A 16,768-nucleotide genomic window follows, 5' to 3' on the forward strand; every position below is an offset into this window, starting at 1 on the left:
GATTTAATCGCGGCGCGAGGTTTGTAATCGAGTGGGCTCGGTAACTGCTCCTGCGTTACTCTAATGGCTTACATCCCTGTAAGAATAAGTAAAAACCGAGCAACAAAGAGTTAATCGTCCCTAGAAAGAACCCAAAGAGCAGCGCATGCTTGCCATTTATGCTGCGTTATCGCCTATTTATGGGGAACAACCACACTACATAGGCTCTGCCTTGCCTAAATACCAAACAGTCTGCTGCAAAATCAATCACGAAAGGTCAACACGCCCTAGCCAATAACAAAGAACTAAGCTAAATTATATAGTAATTATCATCAAAAGGATTGAGTGTGCATTCGATGTACTTGGCAAAAAAAACAAATGAGTATGGCAGCAGTAAGCACAAACCTTTAGTACTTATTGTTGATGATGAACCCAATAACCTTCATGTTTTGGTGGAGGGGCTACTTACCGATTACGACATCAGAGTATCTACCAGCGGTGAACAAGCTTTAGCTTTTGTAGAATCTACTCGCCCCGATTTGATCCTACTTGATATTATGATGCCAGGCATGGATGGATACGAAGTATGTAAAACACTTAAATCAAGACAAAGTACTAAAGGTATTCCTGTTATTTTTGTTTCAGCACTTACAACCGAGGACTCTGAAGAGTATGGTTTTGAGCTAGGCGCTATTGATTATATCCATAAGCCTTACAAACTTGCGTTAGTCAGGGCAAGGGTTCGCACCCATATAACATCGCAAGGGATGCTTGATAGACTCATCGAAAAAAATTTCGACTTACACGATAAACTACTTGAAATAGAAGCACTTGCTCTTGAGTTAAGCAAGCGAGAAGAAGAGTTAAAACTGCTATCTTCAAAGCAAAAGTTATTTTACCAAGCTCTTACCGGCACTGCAGATGGCGTTGTTATAACTGATTCACTAGGCAGTATTATCGCTGTTAATCCTTCTTTTTGCCGCATTACAGGGTTTACTGAAACAGAAGCTCTCAACACGCAATTGCATGAGCTAAAGCAAAATAATCAACTAGGCGTTAGCTTTAGTGATGTATGGCAGCATGCTAATAAGGCCGGCTATTGGAGTGGCGAACTTGTTACGAGGCGAAAAAATGGTGAGCTATACCCTGAGCTATTAACGCTTAGTATGGTAAAGAGCGAACAAGACACTAAAGTTCATTTCATTGCTGTTTTTAGCGATATTTCAAGTTTAAAAATAACACAGGAACGCATTGACTATCTTACATGGCACGACGAGCTAACAGCGTTACCAAATAGAAATGGCTTTTTAAAGCAGTTAGAGCAACAACTACAAAATTGCTCTTTAAATAATAACTATGCTTATATTTATATTATAGATATTGACAGCTTTCGCTCCATCAACGATGGACTAGGCTTGTTAGCAGGCGATAAAGTTTTAAAAGAACTTGCAAAGCGCATTCACAATAAGCTTGGTAAAAAAGATGTTATAGCACGTTTAGGCAGTGATGGGTTTTCAGCGCTGAGCAGTGTTGAGAAAGGTGTTGGTCGCCTAAGAACTCAAGAAATAGCTGAGCATAAGGCCCAAAAATTATTAAGTGCGATTAATGAGCCTTTTATAATTGACGGCCAAAAAATCAGTATTACCATAAGCATCGGCACGTATATTTTTCCTCGTGAAGACAAGTGGGAAAGTGCAATTGAAACCATAAGAAACTGCGAAGCCGCCTGTTATAAAGCGAAAGAGAAAGGCGGAAACCGCGTTACTTTTTTTGATAATTCGTTTGGTGAGCAAGCTAAACGCCGATTTGAAATTGAACAAGATTTACGCAAAGCTATTTCACAAAATGAGTTTACCCTTTATGTACAATCACAATTTAATAGTCAGCAAATACTAAAAGGCGGTGAGGTATTATTGCGTTGGATCCATCCTCAGAAAGGGTTTATTAGCCCAGCGGAGTTTATTCCTATTGCTGAAGAGTCAGACATCATTTATGACCTAGATTGTTGGGTACTTAAAAATGCTTTATCGTTGATTAAAAAGTTAGATAAACGCCATGCAGCACTAAGTGTATCTGTAAATATTAGTGGTCGACATTTCCATGAACCGCGTTTTTTATCGCTATTAAAAACGCAACTAGATAGCTACAAGATACAGCCGAACCAATTAACAATAGAAATCATTGAAGGCACGCTGTTAAATAATATTGAATCAGCAATCGAAGCGGTGCAATTATTAAAAAACCTAGGTGTGCGTGTATCAATAGATGATTTTGGCACTGGTTATTCTAGTCTTACTTATCTAAAACAGTTACCGATCCAAGAATTAAAAATAGATAGATCATTCGTTTTTGATGCACCGAAGGATAATAACGATAAATTAATTATTGATATGATAGTCAGTTTAGGAAAGTTATTTCAACTAGATGTTGTGGCTGAAGGGGTGGAAAATCAATCTCACTTTGATTTATTACAAGAGTATCCTCAAGTTATCCTGCAGGGTTATCATTTACATAAGCCAGAACCTGCAAGCGAATGGCTTAAAAAAATAAATAACTAACGGTGTTGCGAGTCATTTCGAAGCTAAAACAATAAAGCCGAGCTATGCTCGGCTTTATTGTTTTATATAGTTAACCTGAACTCTACTTAAGAGATTTACTAATATATTGAATTATAATGATATTTAAATTTATTTTTCTCTAGGCAGAGGTTTCGGTAAATTCAACATAGTTAGCGCTGAAAATAGCTGCTTGAGATGGATTTATTATCCAGTGTTTAGGTTAGTTAGCTTATTCGCGGACTTGACCTTCACCATTCACTAAGTACTTTTCAGTAGTAAGTGATTCAAGACCCATAGGGCCATATGCGTGAAGCTTAGATGTTGCTATACCAATCTCTGCACCTAAACCTAACTGTGAACCATCAGAGAAGCGTGAAGAGGCATTAGCCATAACAACAGAAGCATCTACACTGCGTTGAAATAACTCTGCGGCTGTTTGATTTTTAGTACAAATAACCTCTGTATGGTTTGAGCCAAATTGTGCAATATGCTCAACTGCGGCTGCAAAATTAGGCACCACGCGGATGGCAATCTCTAAATCTAAATACTCTTCACCAAATTCATCGTCCGCTAGCACGGTTGCGTTATCAAAATATTTAGCCGCAAAGCTATCAGCATTTACTTTCACGCCTTCTTGTCGCAATACTACTGCGCACAGATTTAAAAACTCATCAGCAACATCTTGGTGAACAACCAAGCCCTCTAGTGCATTACAAACACCAGTACGCTGCGTTTTGCCATTAAGTAGTAAGTTAAGCGCAACTTCTAGGTCTGCATCTTTATCTACGTAAAGATGACAAACACCTTTGTAGTGCTGAATTACAGGAATCGTACTATTTTCAGTAACAAAGTTGATTAAGCCTTCGCCGCCACGTGGAATGATTAAATCAATGCTTTCACGTTGCTGCATTAATTCCATTAATAACGCACGGTCTGGATCTGGAATCACTGAAATAAGTGATACTGGTAGGTTATGCTTTTCAAGCACACTATGCATTACACTTGCGATAGCTTGCGAGCTTTTAAGTGCTTCTTTACCGCCACGTAAAATTACGCCGTTACCTGATTTAAAACAAAGTGCACCCGCATCGGCCGTTACATTTGGGCGGGCTTCATAAATCATACATACAACACCAAGAGGGACACGCATTTTACGAATTTTGATACCATTTGGACGCTCAGTAATATCGCGTAACTGCCCGACAGGATCATCAAGGCTAACAATAACTTCAATACCTTCTGCCATTGCTTCTATACGCTCATCGTTTAGCGTTAAACGGTCAATCATTGAAGCTGCTAAGTTATTGTCGCGTGCTGCGCTTAAATCACTTTCATTTTCTTTTATTATAAATGCTTTTTGCTCTCTTAGTGCCGCTGCCATTTCAACTAATACTTTGTTTTTAGTCTCGGTATCGAGTAAAGCAAGTGTATGGGCAGCTTTAGCTGCTTGACGTGAAATGTCCGTAATTAAACTCATGATTTCTCCAATAGTGCGATATGTTTTTCAGATATAACTGGTCCAATTGAATCCTGCATTTTTTCGCTGAATTCACTCTGTTCGTTGTCTGCAATAAAGTTTAACAAACAGCTACTATAATTCGCGGTCGCCTTCGCTAAACGCGTACCGTCTTCACTACGGACTAAAATAGTGTCACCGATAGCAAATTCACCATGCACTTCAACTATCTCATCACCGCGAATACATCCGGTTTCACCTTCAAGCGATTCATCAAACGACCCGTCAACAACAACTTCACCTTGCTCGTTTGCTGTGTGCGTCATCCAATGTACCGAATCTTGCATCGGCTTTTCGTAAGGCAAAAAGATGGTGCCAGGATTTTCGCCCGCGAGTAGCCGAGTAAAAGTTTCTTCTTTAAACCCATTAATAATATAGGTTGCTATGCCGTGCGATGTTGCTTTTTCAGCCGCTTCTATTTTAGTTTTCATACCACCTGTGCCTACAGCACTTGTAGCACATCCTGCCATAGCATAAATAGATTCATCAATTGATTTTATTTCAGGTAATAAAGTGGCGTCTTGGTGTAAGTTAGGATTTTTATCGTATAACCCATCAACGTCCGAAAAGATTAGTAGCGCGTCGGCATCAGCGGCGGCGGCAACCATTGCAGATAGATTATCATTGTCACCCACTTTAAGATCGTCTGTCGTTACAGCGTCGTTTTCATTGATGATTGGTAATATACCGTGCTCAAGTAAAGTAAATACTGTTTCTCGAATACTTTGGTAGCGTTCATGGTCTCGTAAATCACCATGCGTTAATAACAATTGCGCTGATGGAAAATCGAAGAAGCGATCCCACACAGCTATCATTTCCGTTTGACCTGCCGCCGCCATTGCTTTTTTCATGACAACCGAGCGAGGCTTATCAGATGGGAATAAGTGTGAGCCAGCAGCTACCGAGCCAGAAGAAACTAAAATCACTTCAATACCACGGGCACGACAACGAACGATAAACTGTGCGATGGTTAATATATAACGTGAACGGCAACCATCTTGATCTGGTGCGATTAAAGCGCTGCCTACTTTAAGTACAATGCGTCGCCAATTTAACTTTTGCATAAATGCTCAACTTTCCATTTTATATGTGCCCACTATTGGTGAGCTAAAACTAAGTAGCTAGGTACAAAACATAGCTTCGGATTTATTTATCATTCAAAACGCTTTTAAACACACACAAGTAGGCAAAATCTAAAACATTGTTTTAAATTTAAGCTCAGAAATAAAATAGATACAGCTCAGTTTATGAGTTGCACTAGTAAGAAAGTTTAAAAAGTGTTGTTTATGCATCGCTGTAAAAAGCTGTGTGTGGCTTTTTTATTAACAACATACATAGAGCCTCTAGAGTCTGATACACCAACAGATAGGGTGAAGACTTAAGGACCGAGATTTAATCGCCACGATGGGGATTAAATATTGAAAGGCAATAGTTCAACTCAAACCTTTATTTGTTTAATTAAATAAACAAACTTGTTTAGCAAAACCATACCAAATAGTTCGGTAAATGATATTTTAACGTTCCAATACTAATTAAGTATTTAAAACAGCATTATACATAATGAATATGAGCATAAGATTAACACTCAATTATTTAATCCTGCAATCTTAATTAGATAACTAATAATTCGAACTCGAAGTATAATACGCTATATTACGCACTGAGTTCAAGGCTAAAATTCAAACAAGTCTATTATGTATTGCCATCTAAACTGTTATTTAACATATAAATCAATTAGATAAATAGGCCTGCTAGGGATTTATAAGGTATTCACCCTTAATCACTGTAATTAAAACCGACTAATTTTTTATAAGCAGCTAAAATTGATTAGTAATATTTTAATTTCCCGTGTATACCCCTGTATTAATAATTAACAAAAGTTATACTTTTAAAATATATCGTCTCAAATAAGGAATTCTTAATCTATGTCAGCAATTTACATAGCCGGTATCGCACTCTGCTCTGTGCTTGCCCAATGGGTCGCGTGGGCTTTTAGAGTACCCGCTATCCTCTTTTTATTGCTCACTGGTCTTTTACTTGGACCATTTAGTGGTGTTTTAGATCCTGATGCGCTTTTAGGTGATTTACTCTTTCCGGTTGTATCACTAAGCGTTGCAATCATTTTATTTGAGGGATCACTCACCCTGCATTTTAGGGAGCTAAAAGGTATTGGCAAAGTGGTAAGAAACCTTTGCTCAATTGGCATGCTAGTTACTTGTATTATTATAAGCCTAAGTGCTTATTGGCTGCTTGAGCTTAATTGGCGCGTAGCAGCAGTGCTAGGTGCTGTACTTGTTGTAACAGGTCCTACCGTTATAGCACCACTGCTAAATTCAATGCGACCAACACAGGATATAGATCGAATACTTCGCTGGGAGGGTATTGTAATTGACCCAATTGGTGCATTATTTGCGGTATTAGTATTTGAAGCCGTCATGCTCGTAGGTCAGGGAGAAGTACTTAGCCATACTATTATCGCTCTAATTAAAACACTGGGTGTTGGTTTAAGTATTGGTGTTGCCGCTGGCTGGCTAACAACACTGTTAATGCGACGCGAATGGCTCCCATTTGAGCTACATAAATTTGGTATTTTAGCACTAGTGCTTGTTAGCTTTTCGATATCAAACTATTTAAGTCATGAATCTGGCCTATTAGCAGTGACTGTATTTGGCATTTGGCTTGCTAATCAAGATGATTTAGAAATTGATTCCGTCCTTGAGTTTAAAGAAGACTTATCGATGATTTTAATTTCAACATTATTTATTCTACTTGCAGCTCGGTTGCAGCTTTCTGATTTAATGATGCTCGACAGTGATGTATTTATATTTTTAGCGATAGTGCTTTTTGTTGCTCGCCCATTGTGTATTGCTATTTCTACCTATGGCACTGAGCTACCAATGAAGTCTCGCTTAGTGCTTGCTTGGATTGCCCCTAGGGGTATTGTTGCCGCTGCTGTGGGGTCTGTATTCGCATTAAGTATGATGGAAGCTGGCGTTGCTGATGCTGCAAAAATGGTGCCACTCATATTTACAGTGATCATTATTACCGTTGTACTACAGAGCTTAACCGCTATTCCTGTTGCTAAGTTATTGGGTGTACGTCAACCGTCACCAAATACTATATTAATTATTGGTGCCAACCATGTCTCACGTGCAATCGGCCGTGGTTTACAAGAGCAAAATATTCCGGTTCACCTTTCAGATCCAGCATGGGAGAACTGCAGAATGGCTCGTATGGATGGCCTAGCTTGTTATTACGGTAATCCACAATCAGAACATGCTGAGCGCTATTTGCCACTAACAACGATTCGCAGTGTCTTAGCGTTATCACCTAATCGCCACCATAACGCGTTAGGTGTTCAATACTTTTCTCACTTACTTAATGAAAAAAATGTATTTTCGCTACGCTCATCAACGTCGCACGCAAAAGCAAATAAAGATAGCGCAACATTTTTATCTAGACAAATACTGTTTGGGGATGAAGGTTCATATGCACGTTTGAGTAGTATTATTGCCAAAGGTGGAAAGGTGAGCGCAACGCGTATCTCTGATGAGTTTAGCTGGGAGCAATATTTAGAAATGAACCCAGAAGCTATCCCTTTATTTATTCTTAAAGGTGATAAAGATAGCGACGAAGATACACCTATTAAGCTAAGACCTTTTACTATTAACATGGAAAAACCGCCGCAAGAAGGCGAGCGTGTTGTTGCATTACAGCCGCCTAAAATGTCGGTTTTAAAAGACCCGCAAATAAAGGTTAAAGAAGAAAGTTAAACACTTCTACTACCTGTAAAAACTCAAAAACCCTAACTTAAGAAGTTAGGGTTTTGTTTTTTAAGGGCCATTAAATAGGAAGACGAGCTCTCGCAACCACACTATCTGGCATTTTTTGCGCTAACTTAGTCAATGCTAGCTCAATTTTTTTATGAGTCGCTTTATCCGCCACCATAGAACTAAATAGCCAGCGGTATGCATCTTCAAAATCACGCGGGCTGCCATAGCCATCATTAAATAATTTAACTAAACGTAGTTGTGCTTTTAGATTGCCTTGCGACGATGCTTCACGCAAATACGTAATTGCCATTGCTTTATCTTGCTGAACTAAACGCCCAGTGTCGTAGTAACGCCCTAACTGCTCTAGCGCTGCCGCTAAACCCTGCTCAGCAGCTTTTCGCATGTAATAGACACCTAACTCTACGTTTCGGTCAACACATACGTTATAAGCCAGCATATCGCCATACAAAAACTGATAAGACGGCAATGCCATTTTATTGGCTCGTGCCTCTATATCTTGCACTAGCTGGCAATCATCTGCCTTAACGCGAGCTAAATGTGTATTTTTATTGATCAACGCAATTAGCTCTGGCTCTGTGTATAAAGGCACTGCGGCGGACGTTTCTTCTGCTAAGCCATTGGGTATTATCAATAAAGACAGCGAGATTAACGAAAACGTTAATACGCAATTACGAGAAAATAAACGCATGTTCACCACTTATAAAAATAAACTTATTAAATAATATACAAAGATCGTTCCAAGGTGAATTTTAGGCATAAAAAAAGCTGCACTAGGCAGCTTCTTTTGGCTAATAGTAATTACACAAACGGGTTGCGAAGTACCATAGTTTCTACGCGATCTGGACCTGTAGAAATAATATCAATTGGAACACCAGTAATTTCTTCAATACGCTTGATGTAGTCAATCGCAGCTTTTGGTAAGCCTTCAAGTGTAGTTACACCAACAGTGTTCTCTGACCAACCTGGCATTTCTTCGTATACTGGCGTTACTTTATCGTAACCTTCAGCTGCTAATGGCGTTACGTTAGTAACTGTGCCATCTTCAAGCTTATAACCAGTACAGATTTTAAGTGTTTCTAAGCCATCTAAAACATCAAGCTTAGTTAAACAAAAACCTGAGATACTGTTGATTTGAACCGCACGACGCATAGCGACTGCATCTAACCAACCAGTACGACGAAGTCGACCTGTTGTTGCGCCAAATTCATGACCTTTATCGCCTAAGTGCTTACCTACTGGATCTTGTTTATCAAGACCATCGTAAAGCTCTGTAGGGAAAGGGCCTGAACCAACACGTGTCGTGTACGCTTTAATAATACCTAAAACGTAATCAAGGTTTAAAGGGCCAAAACCAGCACCAGTCGCAACGCCACCAGCGGTAGTGTTTGAAGATGTTACATAAGGGTAAGTACCATGATCAATATCAAGTAATGTACCTTGTGCACCTTCAAACAAAATATTTTCGCCTGCTAAACGCGTTTGATCTAAAAGCTCAGTTACATCGACAACCATTGCTTTTAAGATATCAGCAACAGCCATTGCATCATCAAACGTTTTTTGGAAATCTACAGCGTCTACTTTGTAGTAGTTAACTAAAGTGAAGTTATGGTACTCAAGAACTTCTTTTAATTTAGCTGCAAATAATTCAGGATTAAATAAATCGCCTACGCGTAAACCACGGCGCGCAACTTTATCTTCGTACGCAGGACCGATACCACGACCAGTCGTACCAATTGGCTTATCGCCACGTGCAGTTTCACGGGCTACATCTAATGCAACATGGAAAGGCAAGATTAGCGGACATGCTTCGCTTATAAGAAGACGCTCGCGTACTGGTACGCCACGTTCTTCAAGCATGCCAATTTCTCTCATTAGCGCTTCTGGCGATAAAACTACACCATTACCAATCACACATTTAACATTGTCACGTAATACACCCGATGGAATAAGGTGTAGAACCGTCTTTTCACCTTCGATAACTAAAGTATGACCCGCATTGTGGCCACCTTGATAACGAACTACTAAAGATGCTTTGTCTGTAAGGAGATCAACTACCTTACCCTTTCCTTCGTCACCCCATTGGGTGCCTAATACAACAACGTTTTTACCCATCGTAAATTCACTTAGAGAAAATTAGGACGAGATTTTACCAGAAAACTAAAGTAAAGATCACCCCTGTTCAGCTTATTTTTTCTGCGTACAATTGTTATATCCAAATATCATCATATAACCACATGAATAACAGTGATTTAAAGCATCAAATTACATTCAACAAAAAGCCCCGCAAATGCAGGGCTTTTTAGTTTTTAAATAATTAGCGTAAAATTTATTGAGCTTTTGCGCCTTTCATATACTGGAAGAAGTCGCTATCTGGTGAAAGCACCATAACGTCTTGCTTATTTTTAAACGTCTTTTTGTAAGCTTCAAGCGAACGTACAAAACTGAAGAACTCAGGGTCTTTATTATACGCATTAGCGTAGATACCTGCGGCATCAGCATCACCTTGACCTCGAACAGAACGTGCATTACGCTCTGCATCAGCAAGCATTACTGTTACGCGGCGATCAACACCGGCACGAATAGTCTCAGCTTTTTCTTGACCCTCAGAACGATGCTCTTTAGCAACCGCAGTACGCTCAGCGCGCATACGTTGATAAATAGAGCTACTTACTTCTTGTGGCAAGTTGATTTGCTTAACACGTACATCTAATACTTCAATACCAAGTTCACGTGCGCTTTCAGAAGCTTGTACTAACGCCTCTTCCATTAACTCACTACGCTCACCCGATACAATTTCACGAATTGTACGTGTACCAAAGTTTGTACGAAGACCGTTGTTTACTTTTTGCTTAAGTAGCGTTTCAGCATATTGCTTATCGCCACGAGCACGCAAGTAAAAAGCACTAAAGTCGTTAACACGCCATTTTACGAACGAATCAACAATTAAGTCTTTTTTCTCACTGGTAACAAAGCGGTCAGGTGCCCCATCTAATGTTTGAATACGTGCATCAATGCGACGTACTTGACTAAAAAATGGCACTTTCAAATGCAGGCCTGGGCCATAAACAACCGCTTGATCGTCGTTGTCTTTTTGTACTTTGCTAAACAACATTACAATTGCTTTTTGTCCTTCAGGTACAACAAATACCACTGAGAAAGACAAAACAATGGCAGCTAATAGTATTACTAAACTAAAGTTTTTCATTATGATTATCTCCCATCATTGAAGCGATCATTGTTAAAGCGGTCATTACCACTATTAACAGAGCTATTGCGTGACGTATTTACTTTATTTCGTAAATCTTGAATATCACTTGAGCTTGGCAGTGCAACACGTGTTGACGTTCCTTGCTTGTCCATGATTTTATCAAGAGGTAAATAAATCATATTATTGCCGCCTTTCACATCAACCAATACTTTAGAGCTGCTACCTAACACTTCTTCCATTGCATCAATGTATAAGCGCTCACGGGTAACTTCTTTAGCCGCTTGATATTCAGGTAATAGCTTTTCAAAGCGAGCTACCTCACCTTGTGCTTCGAGTGTAATACGCTCTTGGTAACCTTCAGCTTCTTGGGTCATACGTGTTACTTGACCACGAGCACGTGGTTCAATTTCACGGGCATAGGCTTCTGCTTCACGGATGAAACGCTCTTCATCTTCTTGTGCCGCAATCGCGTCATCAAATGCATCTTTAACTTCAGTCGGCGGACGAGAATCTTTAAAGTTCACGTCAGTCACTATTAAGCCTAAGTTATACGGTTCAATAATTTTATTAAGCTCATCCCAAGTGCTTTGACGAACAACTTCACGTCCATTAGTCAATACTTGGTCCATTTTTGCATGACCAACTACATAACGCAGCGCACTGTCTAGCGCTTCTTCTAAACTACTGTCAGCATTGGTTACGCTAAATAGGTAAAGATATGGGTCAATAACACGATATTGAACCTGAAACTCAACGCTTACCACGTTTTCGTCTTCGGTTAACATAAAACCAGAAGCTGATAATGAACGAACTGCTTCAATATCGACTGGAGTTACTGTTTCAATAAAGGTCATTTTCCAGCGCAGACCAGGATCCGCAATTCGGTCATATTTACCAAACTGAAGAACCACACCACGCTCGGCTTCTTTAACCGTGTAAATACCACTTAACGCCCATACAATAACGGCGATAATGAGTATGAATGAAATACCGGCTCCGCCAAGTCCACCACTGCTACCATTGCCGGATTTTTTCCCGCCAAATAAGCCGCCGAACTTGTTACTAAACTTACGGAACACCTCGTCTAAATCAGGTGGGCCTTGATCACGTCCGCCTTTATTATTCCACGGATCTTTGTCATTGCCATTATTACCCGGTTCATTCCAGGCCATAGCTATACTCCATTGTTATCTAAATAAATTAGGAAATTGTGTTAAATCTAACAAATCTACCGCGTTTCTCATACTAAAACCGACATTAAAACGCCAATTTTTAATTACGGCTGATAAAACCAGCAATTTCAGGACCAAATTCTTTAATTAAACGATTCCACTCAACCATTGGCATTCTAACATCTAGCAGCCAATTCCCTTGCTCATCAAATCGCTCTTCATGTACTGCGTTTAAACTAAATAATGCAGCCCTTAGACGACCATACAATGGCGTAAGAAATAAGGTTTCGTTAAACATCTTCTTAGCGAGCAGCTCGCTAATAGCCTCGCTCAGTAATTCACACCCTTCACCAGTTTGAGCGCTAAGCCATACCCTTATAGGTTGGCCTTCGTCGTCTCGATCAATACGTGGGCTTACGTTATCCAGCGCATCAATTTTATTATAAATTAATAGCTGTGGTACTTCATCGGCTTCAATTTCTTTGAGCACCGATTGTACTTGTTCAATATTTTCTTGAAGACGAGAGTCTGCCGCGTCAATCACATGTAGTTGCAAGTCAGCTTCACGAGTTTCAGTAAGTGTTGCTTTAAAAGCAGCGACTAAATCGTGCGGCAAATGACGAATAAAGCCTACTGTATCAGCTAAAATAACGGGGCCAACATCTCCTAACTCAAGCTTACGTAGGGTCGGATCGAGCGTTGCAAATAACTGATCGGCTGCGTACACGTCTGAGTTTGTAATTCGATTGAATAACGTTGATTTACCCGCATTAGTGTATCCCACTAACGATACGGTAGGTATTTCATTACGTGTACGAGCTCGCCTACCCTGTTCACGTTGTACTGCCACTTTGGCTAAACGCGCACGAATATTTTGAATGCGCGCGCGCAATAAACGTCTATCAGTTTCGAGCTGAGTTTCCCCAGGTCCACGTAAACCAATCCCGCCTTTTTGGCGTTCAAGGTGGGTCCAGCCTCGAATTAATCGAGTCGACATATGACGAAGTTGTGCTAACTCTACCTGCAGCTTACCTTCATGGGTACGTGCACGTTGGGCAAAAATATCAAGAATTAGTGTCGTTCTATCAAGGACACGGCACTCACAAACACGCTCTAAATTACGTTCTTGTGACGGTCTAAGTTGATGATTAAAAATAACGACATCTGCATTGTGGATTTTTACAATTTCAGCTATTTCTTCTGCTTTACCGGTACCGACGAATAGTTTCGGATGTGGTGCTTGACGGCTGCCTTGCACAACCGCCAAACTACTAACACCAGCAGAAGATACCAACATCTCTAATTCATGAAGATCTTCACGATCTCCTTCTTTAGGTAAGTCGATATGGACTAAAATTGCCTGCTCGCCGGATTCATAGCGGTCAAACAAATATTACGCTCCTAATTTAAACATTTCCAGCTTCTGGCTCTTCTGAGTTGTCATCCCCTAACACACCTTGGAAGTTGACTGCACGAGCAGGGACAACGGTTGAAATTGCATGTTTATACACCATTTGATTTACAGTGTTTTCAAGTAAAATAACAAATTGATCAAATGACTGAATTTTTCCTTGTAATTTTATGCCATTAACCAAAAAGATTGATACTGGAATGCGCTCACGACGTAGTGCATTCAAAAATGGGTCTTGTAACGATTGGCCTTTTGCCATGTTATTATTCCTTCGTTCTAGGTGTTATTATAATTAAGTGGCTGAACTTATTTAACAAAGCTAAATAATTCAACTACTACTAGCTTAGCGAACTTACTACACGATGCAAGTTTTCTTCATCGCCTGTTGTTAACCAAGTGACATCAGGCCAGCTTCTCAACCAAGTTAATTGACGCTTAGCCAATTGACGTGTAGCTGCGATACCGCGAAAAAGCATTTCATCATGGTCAATTTCACCCGCAAGGTAATCCCACATTTGTCTATAACCTACACAACGAATAGAAGGCATATTGGGGTGCAAATCCTTACGTAGATATAGGGTCGAAACTTCATTTTCAAACCCCTGTTCTATCATTATTTTAAACCTTTCTTCAATTCGAGCATGTAACTCACTGCGCTCTTGCGGTGCAATAGCAAACTGATGAAAAGTATAAGGTAAAGCAGGCTGTTTTTGCTTTTGCAATTCAGTCATTGTTTTACCTGTTATACGGTATACCTCTAAAGCGCGATTAATTCTTTGTGAATCATTCTCACTCATTTTCTGAGCGGCTTGTGGATCAATTTTTACCAGTTCTTGATACAAGTGCGGCCAACCATATTGCTTAGCCTGTGCTTCAAGCTCTGCTCTTATTAGCGGATCAGCCTCTGGAAGTGGCGATAAACCGTCAATAAGTGCCTTAAAGTACATCATCGTACCTCCAACCAATACAGGTACTTTACCCTGTTGGTGAAATTCATCAATTTTTTTTACTGCATCACGTCTAAAATCAGCCACAGAATACGTTTCGCTCGGATCAAGTAAGTCAATTAAATGATGTGGTGCGCGAGCAAGTTCTTCGGCATCTGGTTTAGCGGTGCCGATATCCATACTCTTATACACTAACGCTGAATCAACGCTGATTATTTCTGTATTTAAATGTTCACACAGCGAAATTGCCAACGCCGTTTTTCCAGCAGCGGTTGGACCCATTAAAAATATGACTGGTAAATGACTCAACACGAATACCTTAATCTAATTGCGTTAAATAGTGATTTAGCTCTATTTTAACTGCTTTTTGACGTAAACGTTCAATAGTTTGCGGATTATTTTGTAAGCGCAGCTGCTGCGTTAAAAATGCATTGCTTGCATAAAAACGAGTTGGCACGCATTTCAGTTGCCACTCCAACCAGTTATCTATATTTTCAAGCTCTGCTTTGCATGCATTAAGCAGCTCATCTACCGCTGTACTTACATCGAGTAAATATAAGCACGCAGGCAATTTTTTAACCATTACAAATTGTTTTTCTATTACGAGCTCAAAACCAAGTAAAGTAAACCATGATTGCTGCGCTTCTATCACCAAGCAATCCTCTTTTGGTAAATTGACTCGCACAGGTAACAACAAGGCTTTTCCTTCCAAGTTACCAAGCTCTTTAATTTGATTATGCCAATCATCCACTAACGCATATTTAAAATGTGAGCAATACAATTGCTGCCCAGCACTGAATACACATACACCGTCATGAACACTGATAATTGAAACAACCTTTAAAACATTATGCGCAGACTCTAACCGCTGCGGTGTTACGGGTATGTTTGCTACGTTGTCAAAATGCGCCGCATGTTGCTCACTAACACCTTGATAAAACGCATTTACATCATGGTGGCTTGTGCTTGGTGTCGCACGATATGCGCCACTATGGCCGCTACGGCTAGCTCCTGATGACGTCTTATCAGCGCCCCTAGATTGAGCAGGTTGTAATTGCGATTTAGGGTAATCAAATATCCCTTCTGCCTCCACATTATTCGAACAGCTATGCGCCGCCTCTATAAATGCAGCTGCAGCCTCATTCTCAGCGCTTGCTGGTTCATCATTAGTAAACTCACCTTGCAGTGGCACTACGACCTGCTTAATGGCTTGTAGTATAAAGTCATGAATTAAGCGCCCTTGATGAAAACGCACTTCATGCTTAGCTGGATGAACATTTACATCAACCTGTCGCGGGTCAATATCAATATAAATAACAAATCCAGGTAATTCTTGAGTACCACTTACCTCTTCGAATGCTTGGCGGATCGCATGTAAAATAAGCTTGTCGCGCATCATACGATTATTTACATAAGTGTACTGAGTGGTATTTGCTGAGCCCACTGGCAGCACCCAACCATGCAGTTGTAAACCGCCCTCACCTGATTGAATATGTAACCCTTGCTCTACAAATGCCTTGCCGGCAACTTGTGCCACACGTGCGATTGCTTGTGTTGGGTCTGTTTTAGCGCGGTACTGCCTAACTACCTTTTCGTTATGAGTCAGTGTAATCGATACATCAAAACGGCTAAGAGCAATACGCTTTATAAGTTCATCAATATGGCTAAATTCTGTTTTTTCAGTGCGTAAAAATTTGCGGCGTGCTGGGGTATTAAAAAATAAATCTTTTACCTCAATAGTTGTCCCATCGGGATGCGCAACTGGCTTTATCTGCACTGCCATATCACGACCTTCTGCAAATGCTTGCCAAGCCGTTTCTTGCTCTTTAGGTTTTGAGCTAAGCGTTAAGCGCGATACCGAGCTAATTGAGGCAAGCGCTTCTCCTCTAAAGCCAAGAGAGCAAATATTTTCAAGATCATCGAGTGATTTTAATTTACTGGTTGCATGACGAGACAGCGCAAGCGTTAGTTCATCTTTACTAATGCCAGAACCATTATCGCGAATACGAATAAGCTTATGACCGCCGCGCTCTATATCTATCTGAATACGTGTAGCGCCAGCATCTAAACTATTTTCGACAAGCTCTTTTACTACCGACGCAGGGCGTTCAACTACTTCACCTGCGGCAATTTGGTTAGCCAAACGCGCGGGTAATATTTCAATATTCATAAGATTTCCTAGC

At 40.2% G+C, this 16,768-nt stretch carries 12 protein-coding genes; 2 read left to right on the forward strand and 10 right to left on the reverse strand.

The features are described 5' to 3' along the window. Positions 1-335 precede the first annotated feature (335 nt). Positions 336-2,537, forward strand: coding sequence for an EAL domain-containing protein (locus H5119_RS16175; protein WP_182702982.1), 2,202 nt, complete (start codon positions 336-338; stop codon positions 2,535-2,537). Positions 2,538-2,766: 229 nt separating this feature from the next. Here H5119_RS16175 and H5119_RS16180 read toward each other — a convergent pair whose 3' ends face one another. Both H5119_RS16180 and proB read right to left on the reverse strand, forming a co-directional pair. Next, positions 2,767-4,014 (reverse strand): glutamate-5-semialdehyde dehydrogenase, encoded by a 1,248-nt coding sequence (locus tag H5119_RS16180; RefSeq protein ID WP_182702960.1) that lies wholly within the window; start codon positions 4,012-4,014, stop codon positions 2,767-2,769. Then, positions 4,011-5,117 (reverse strand): glutamate 5-kinase, encoded by a 1,107-nt coding sequence (gene proB / locus H5119_RS16185; protein ID WP_182702961.1) that lies wholly within the window; start codon positions 5,115-5,117, stop codon positions 4,011-4,013. The genes H5119_RS16180 and proB overlap by 4 nt, the downstream gene beginning before the upstream one ends. Positions 5,118-5,978: 861 nt before the next feature. Here proB and H5119_RS16190 point away from each other — a divergent pair. Further along, positions 5,979-7,826, forward strand: a complete 1,848-nt coding sequence (locus H5119_RS16190) for a sodium:proton antiporter (protein ID WP_182702962.1) — start codon at positions 5,979-5,981, stop codon at positions 7,824-7,826. Positions 7,827-7,896: 70 nt separating this feature from the next. Here the strand turns inward: H5119_RS16190 and H5119_RS16195 are convergent, their stop codons facing one another. The 8 genes from H5119_RS16195 to mutL form a co-directional block, all read right to left on the reverse strand. Next, positions 7,897-8,535 (reverse strand): tetratricopeptide repeat protein, encoded by a 639-nt coding sequence (locus H5119_RS16195; RefSeq protein ID WP_182702963.1) that lies wholly within the window; start codon positions 8,533-8,535, stop codon positions 7,897-7,899. Between the two features lie 110 nt (positions 8,536-8,645). Beyond that, complete coding sequence (locus tag H5119_RS16200; protein ID WP_077536787.1) at positions 8,646-9,959, reverse strand: adenylosuccinate synthase; 1,314 nt, start codon at positions 9,957-9,959, stop codon at positions 8,646-8,648. A gap of 214 nt (positions 9,960-10,173) precedes the next feature. After that, complete coding sequence (gene hflC, locus H5119_RS16205; protein WP_182702964.1) at positions 10,174-11,052, reverse strand: protease modulator HflC; 879 nt, start codon at positions 11,050-11,052, stop codon at positions 10,174-10,176. A 5-nt stretch (positions 11,053-11,057) separates the two neighbouring features. Continuing rightward, a complete protein-coding gene (gene hflK, locus H5119_RS16210; protein WP_182702965.1) occupies positions 11,058-12,227 on the reverse strand; it encodes an FtsH protease activity modulator HflK in 1,170 nt (389 codons plus the stop codon). A 100-nt stretch (positions 12,228-12,327) separates the two neighbouring features. Further along, a complete protein-coding gene (gene hflX / locus H5119_RS16215; protein ID WP_077536784.1) occupies positions 12,328-13,617 on the reverse strand; it encodes a ribosome rescue GTPase HflX in 1,290 nt (429 codons plus the stop codon). Between the two features lie 16 nt (positions 13,618-13,633). Continuing rightward, positions 13,634-13,897 (reverse strand): RNA chaperone Hfq, encoded by a 264-nt coding sequence (gene hfq, locus H5119_RS16220; protein ID WP_077536783.1) that lies wholly within the window; start codon positions 13,895-13,897, stop codon positions 13,634-13,636. Between the two features lie 79 nt (positions 13,898-13,976). Next, positions 13,977-14,894: a tRNA (adenosine(37)-N6)-dimethylallyltransferase MiaA gene (gene miaA, locus H5119_RS16225; RefSeq protein WP_182702966.1), complete on the reverse strand. Its 918-nt coding sequence runs from the start codon at positions 14,892-14,894 to the stop codon at positions 13,977-13,979. A gap of 10 nt (positions 14,895-14,904) precedes the next feature. Then, positions 14,905-16,755 carry a DNA mismatch repair endonuclease MutL gene (gene mutL / locus H5119_RS16230; protein WP_182702967.1) on the reverse strand — a complete coding sequence of 617 codons (1,851 nt, stop codon included), beginning with the start codon at positions 16,753-16,755 and terminating at the stop codon, positions 14,905-14,907. Positions 16,756-16,768: the final 13 nt, after the last annotated feature.

Origin of the sequence: Pseudoalteromonas sp. SG45-5, assembly GCF_014164085.1 — a bacterium.
Classification (GTDB): Bacteria; Pseudomonadota; Gammaproteobacteria; order Enterobacterales; family Alteromonadaceae; genus Pseudoalteromonas; species Pseudoalteromonas aliena.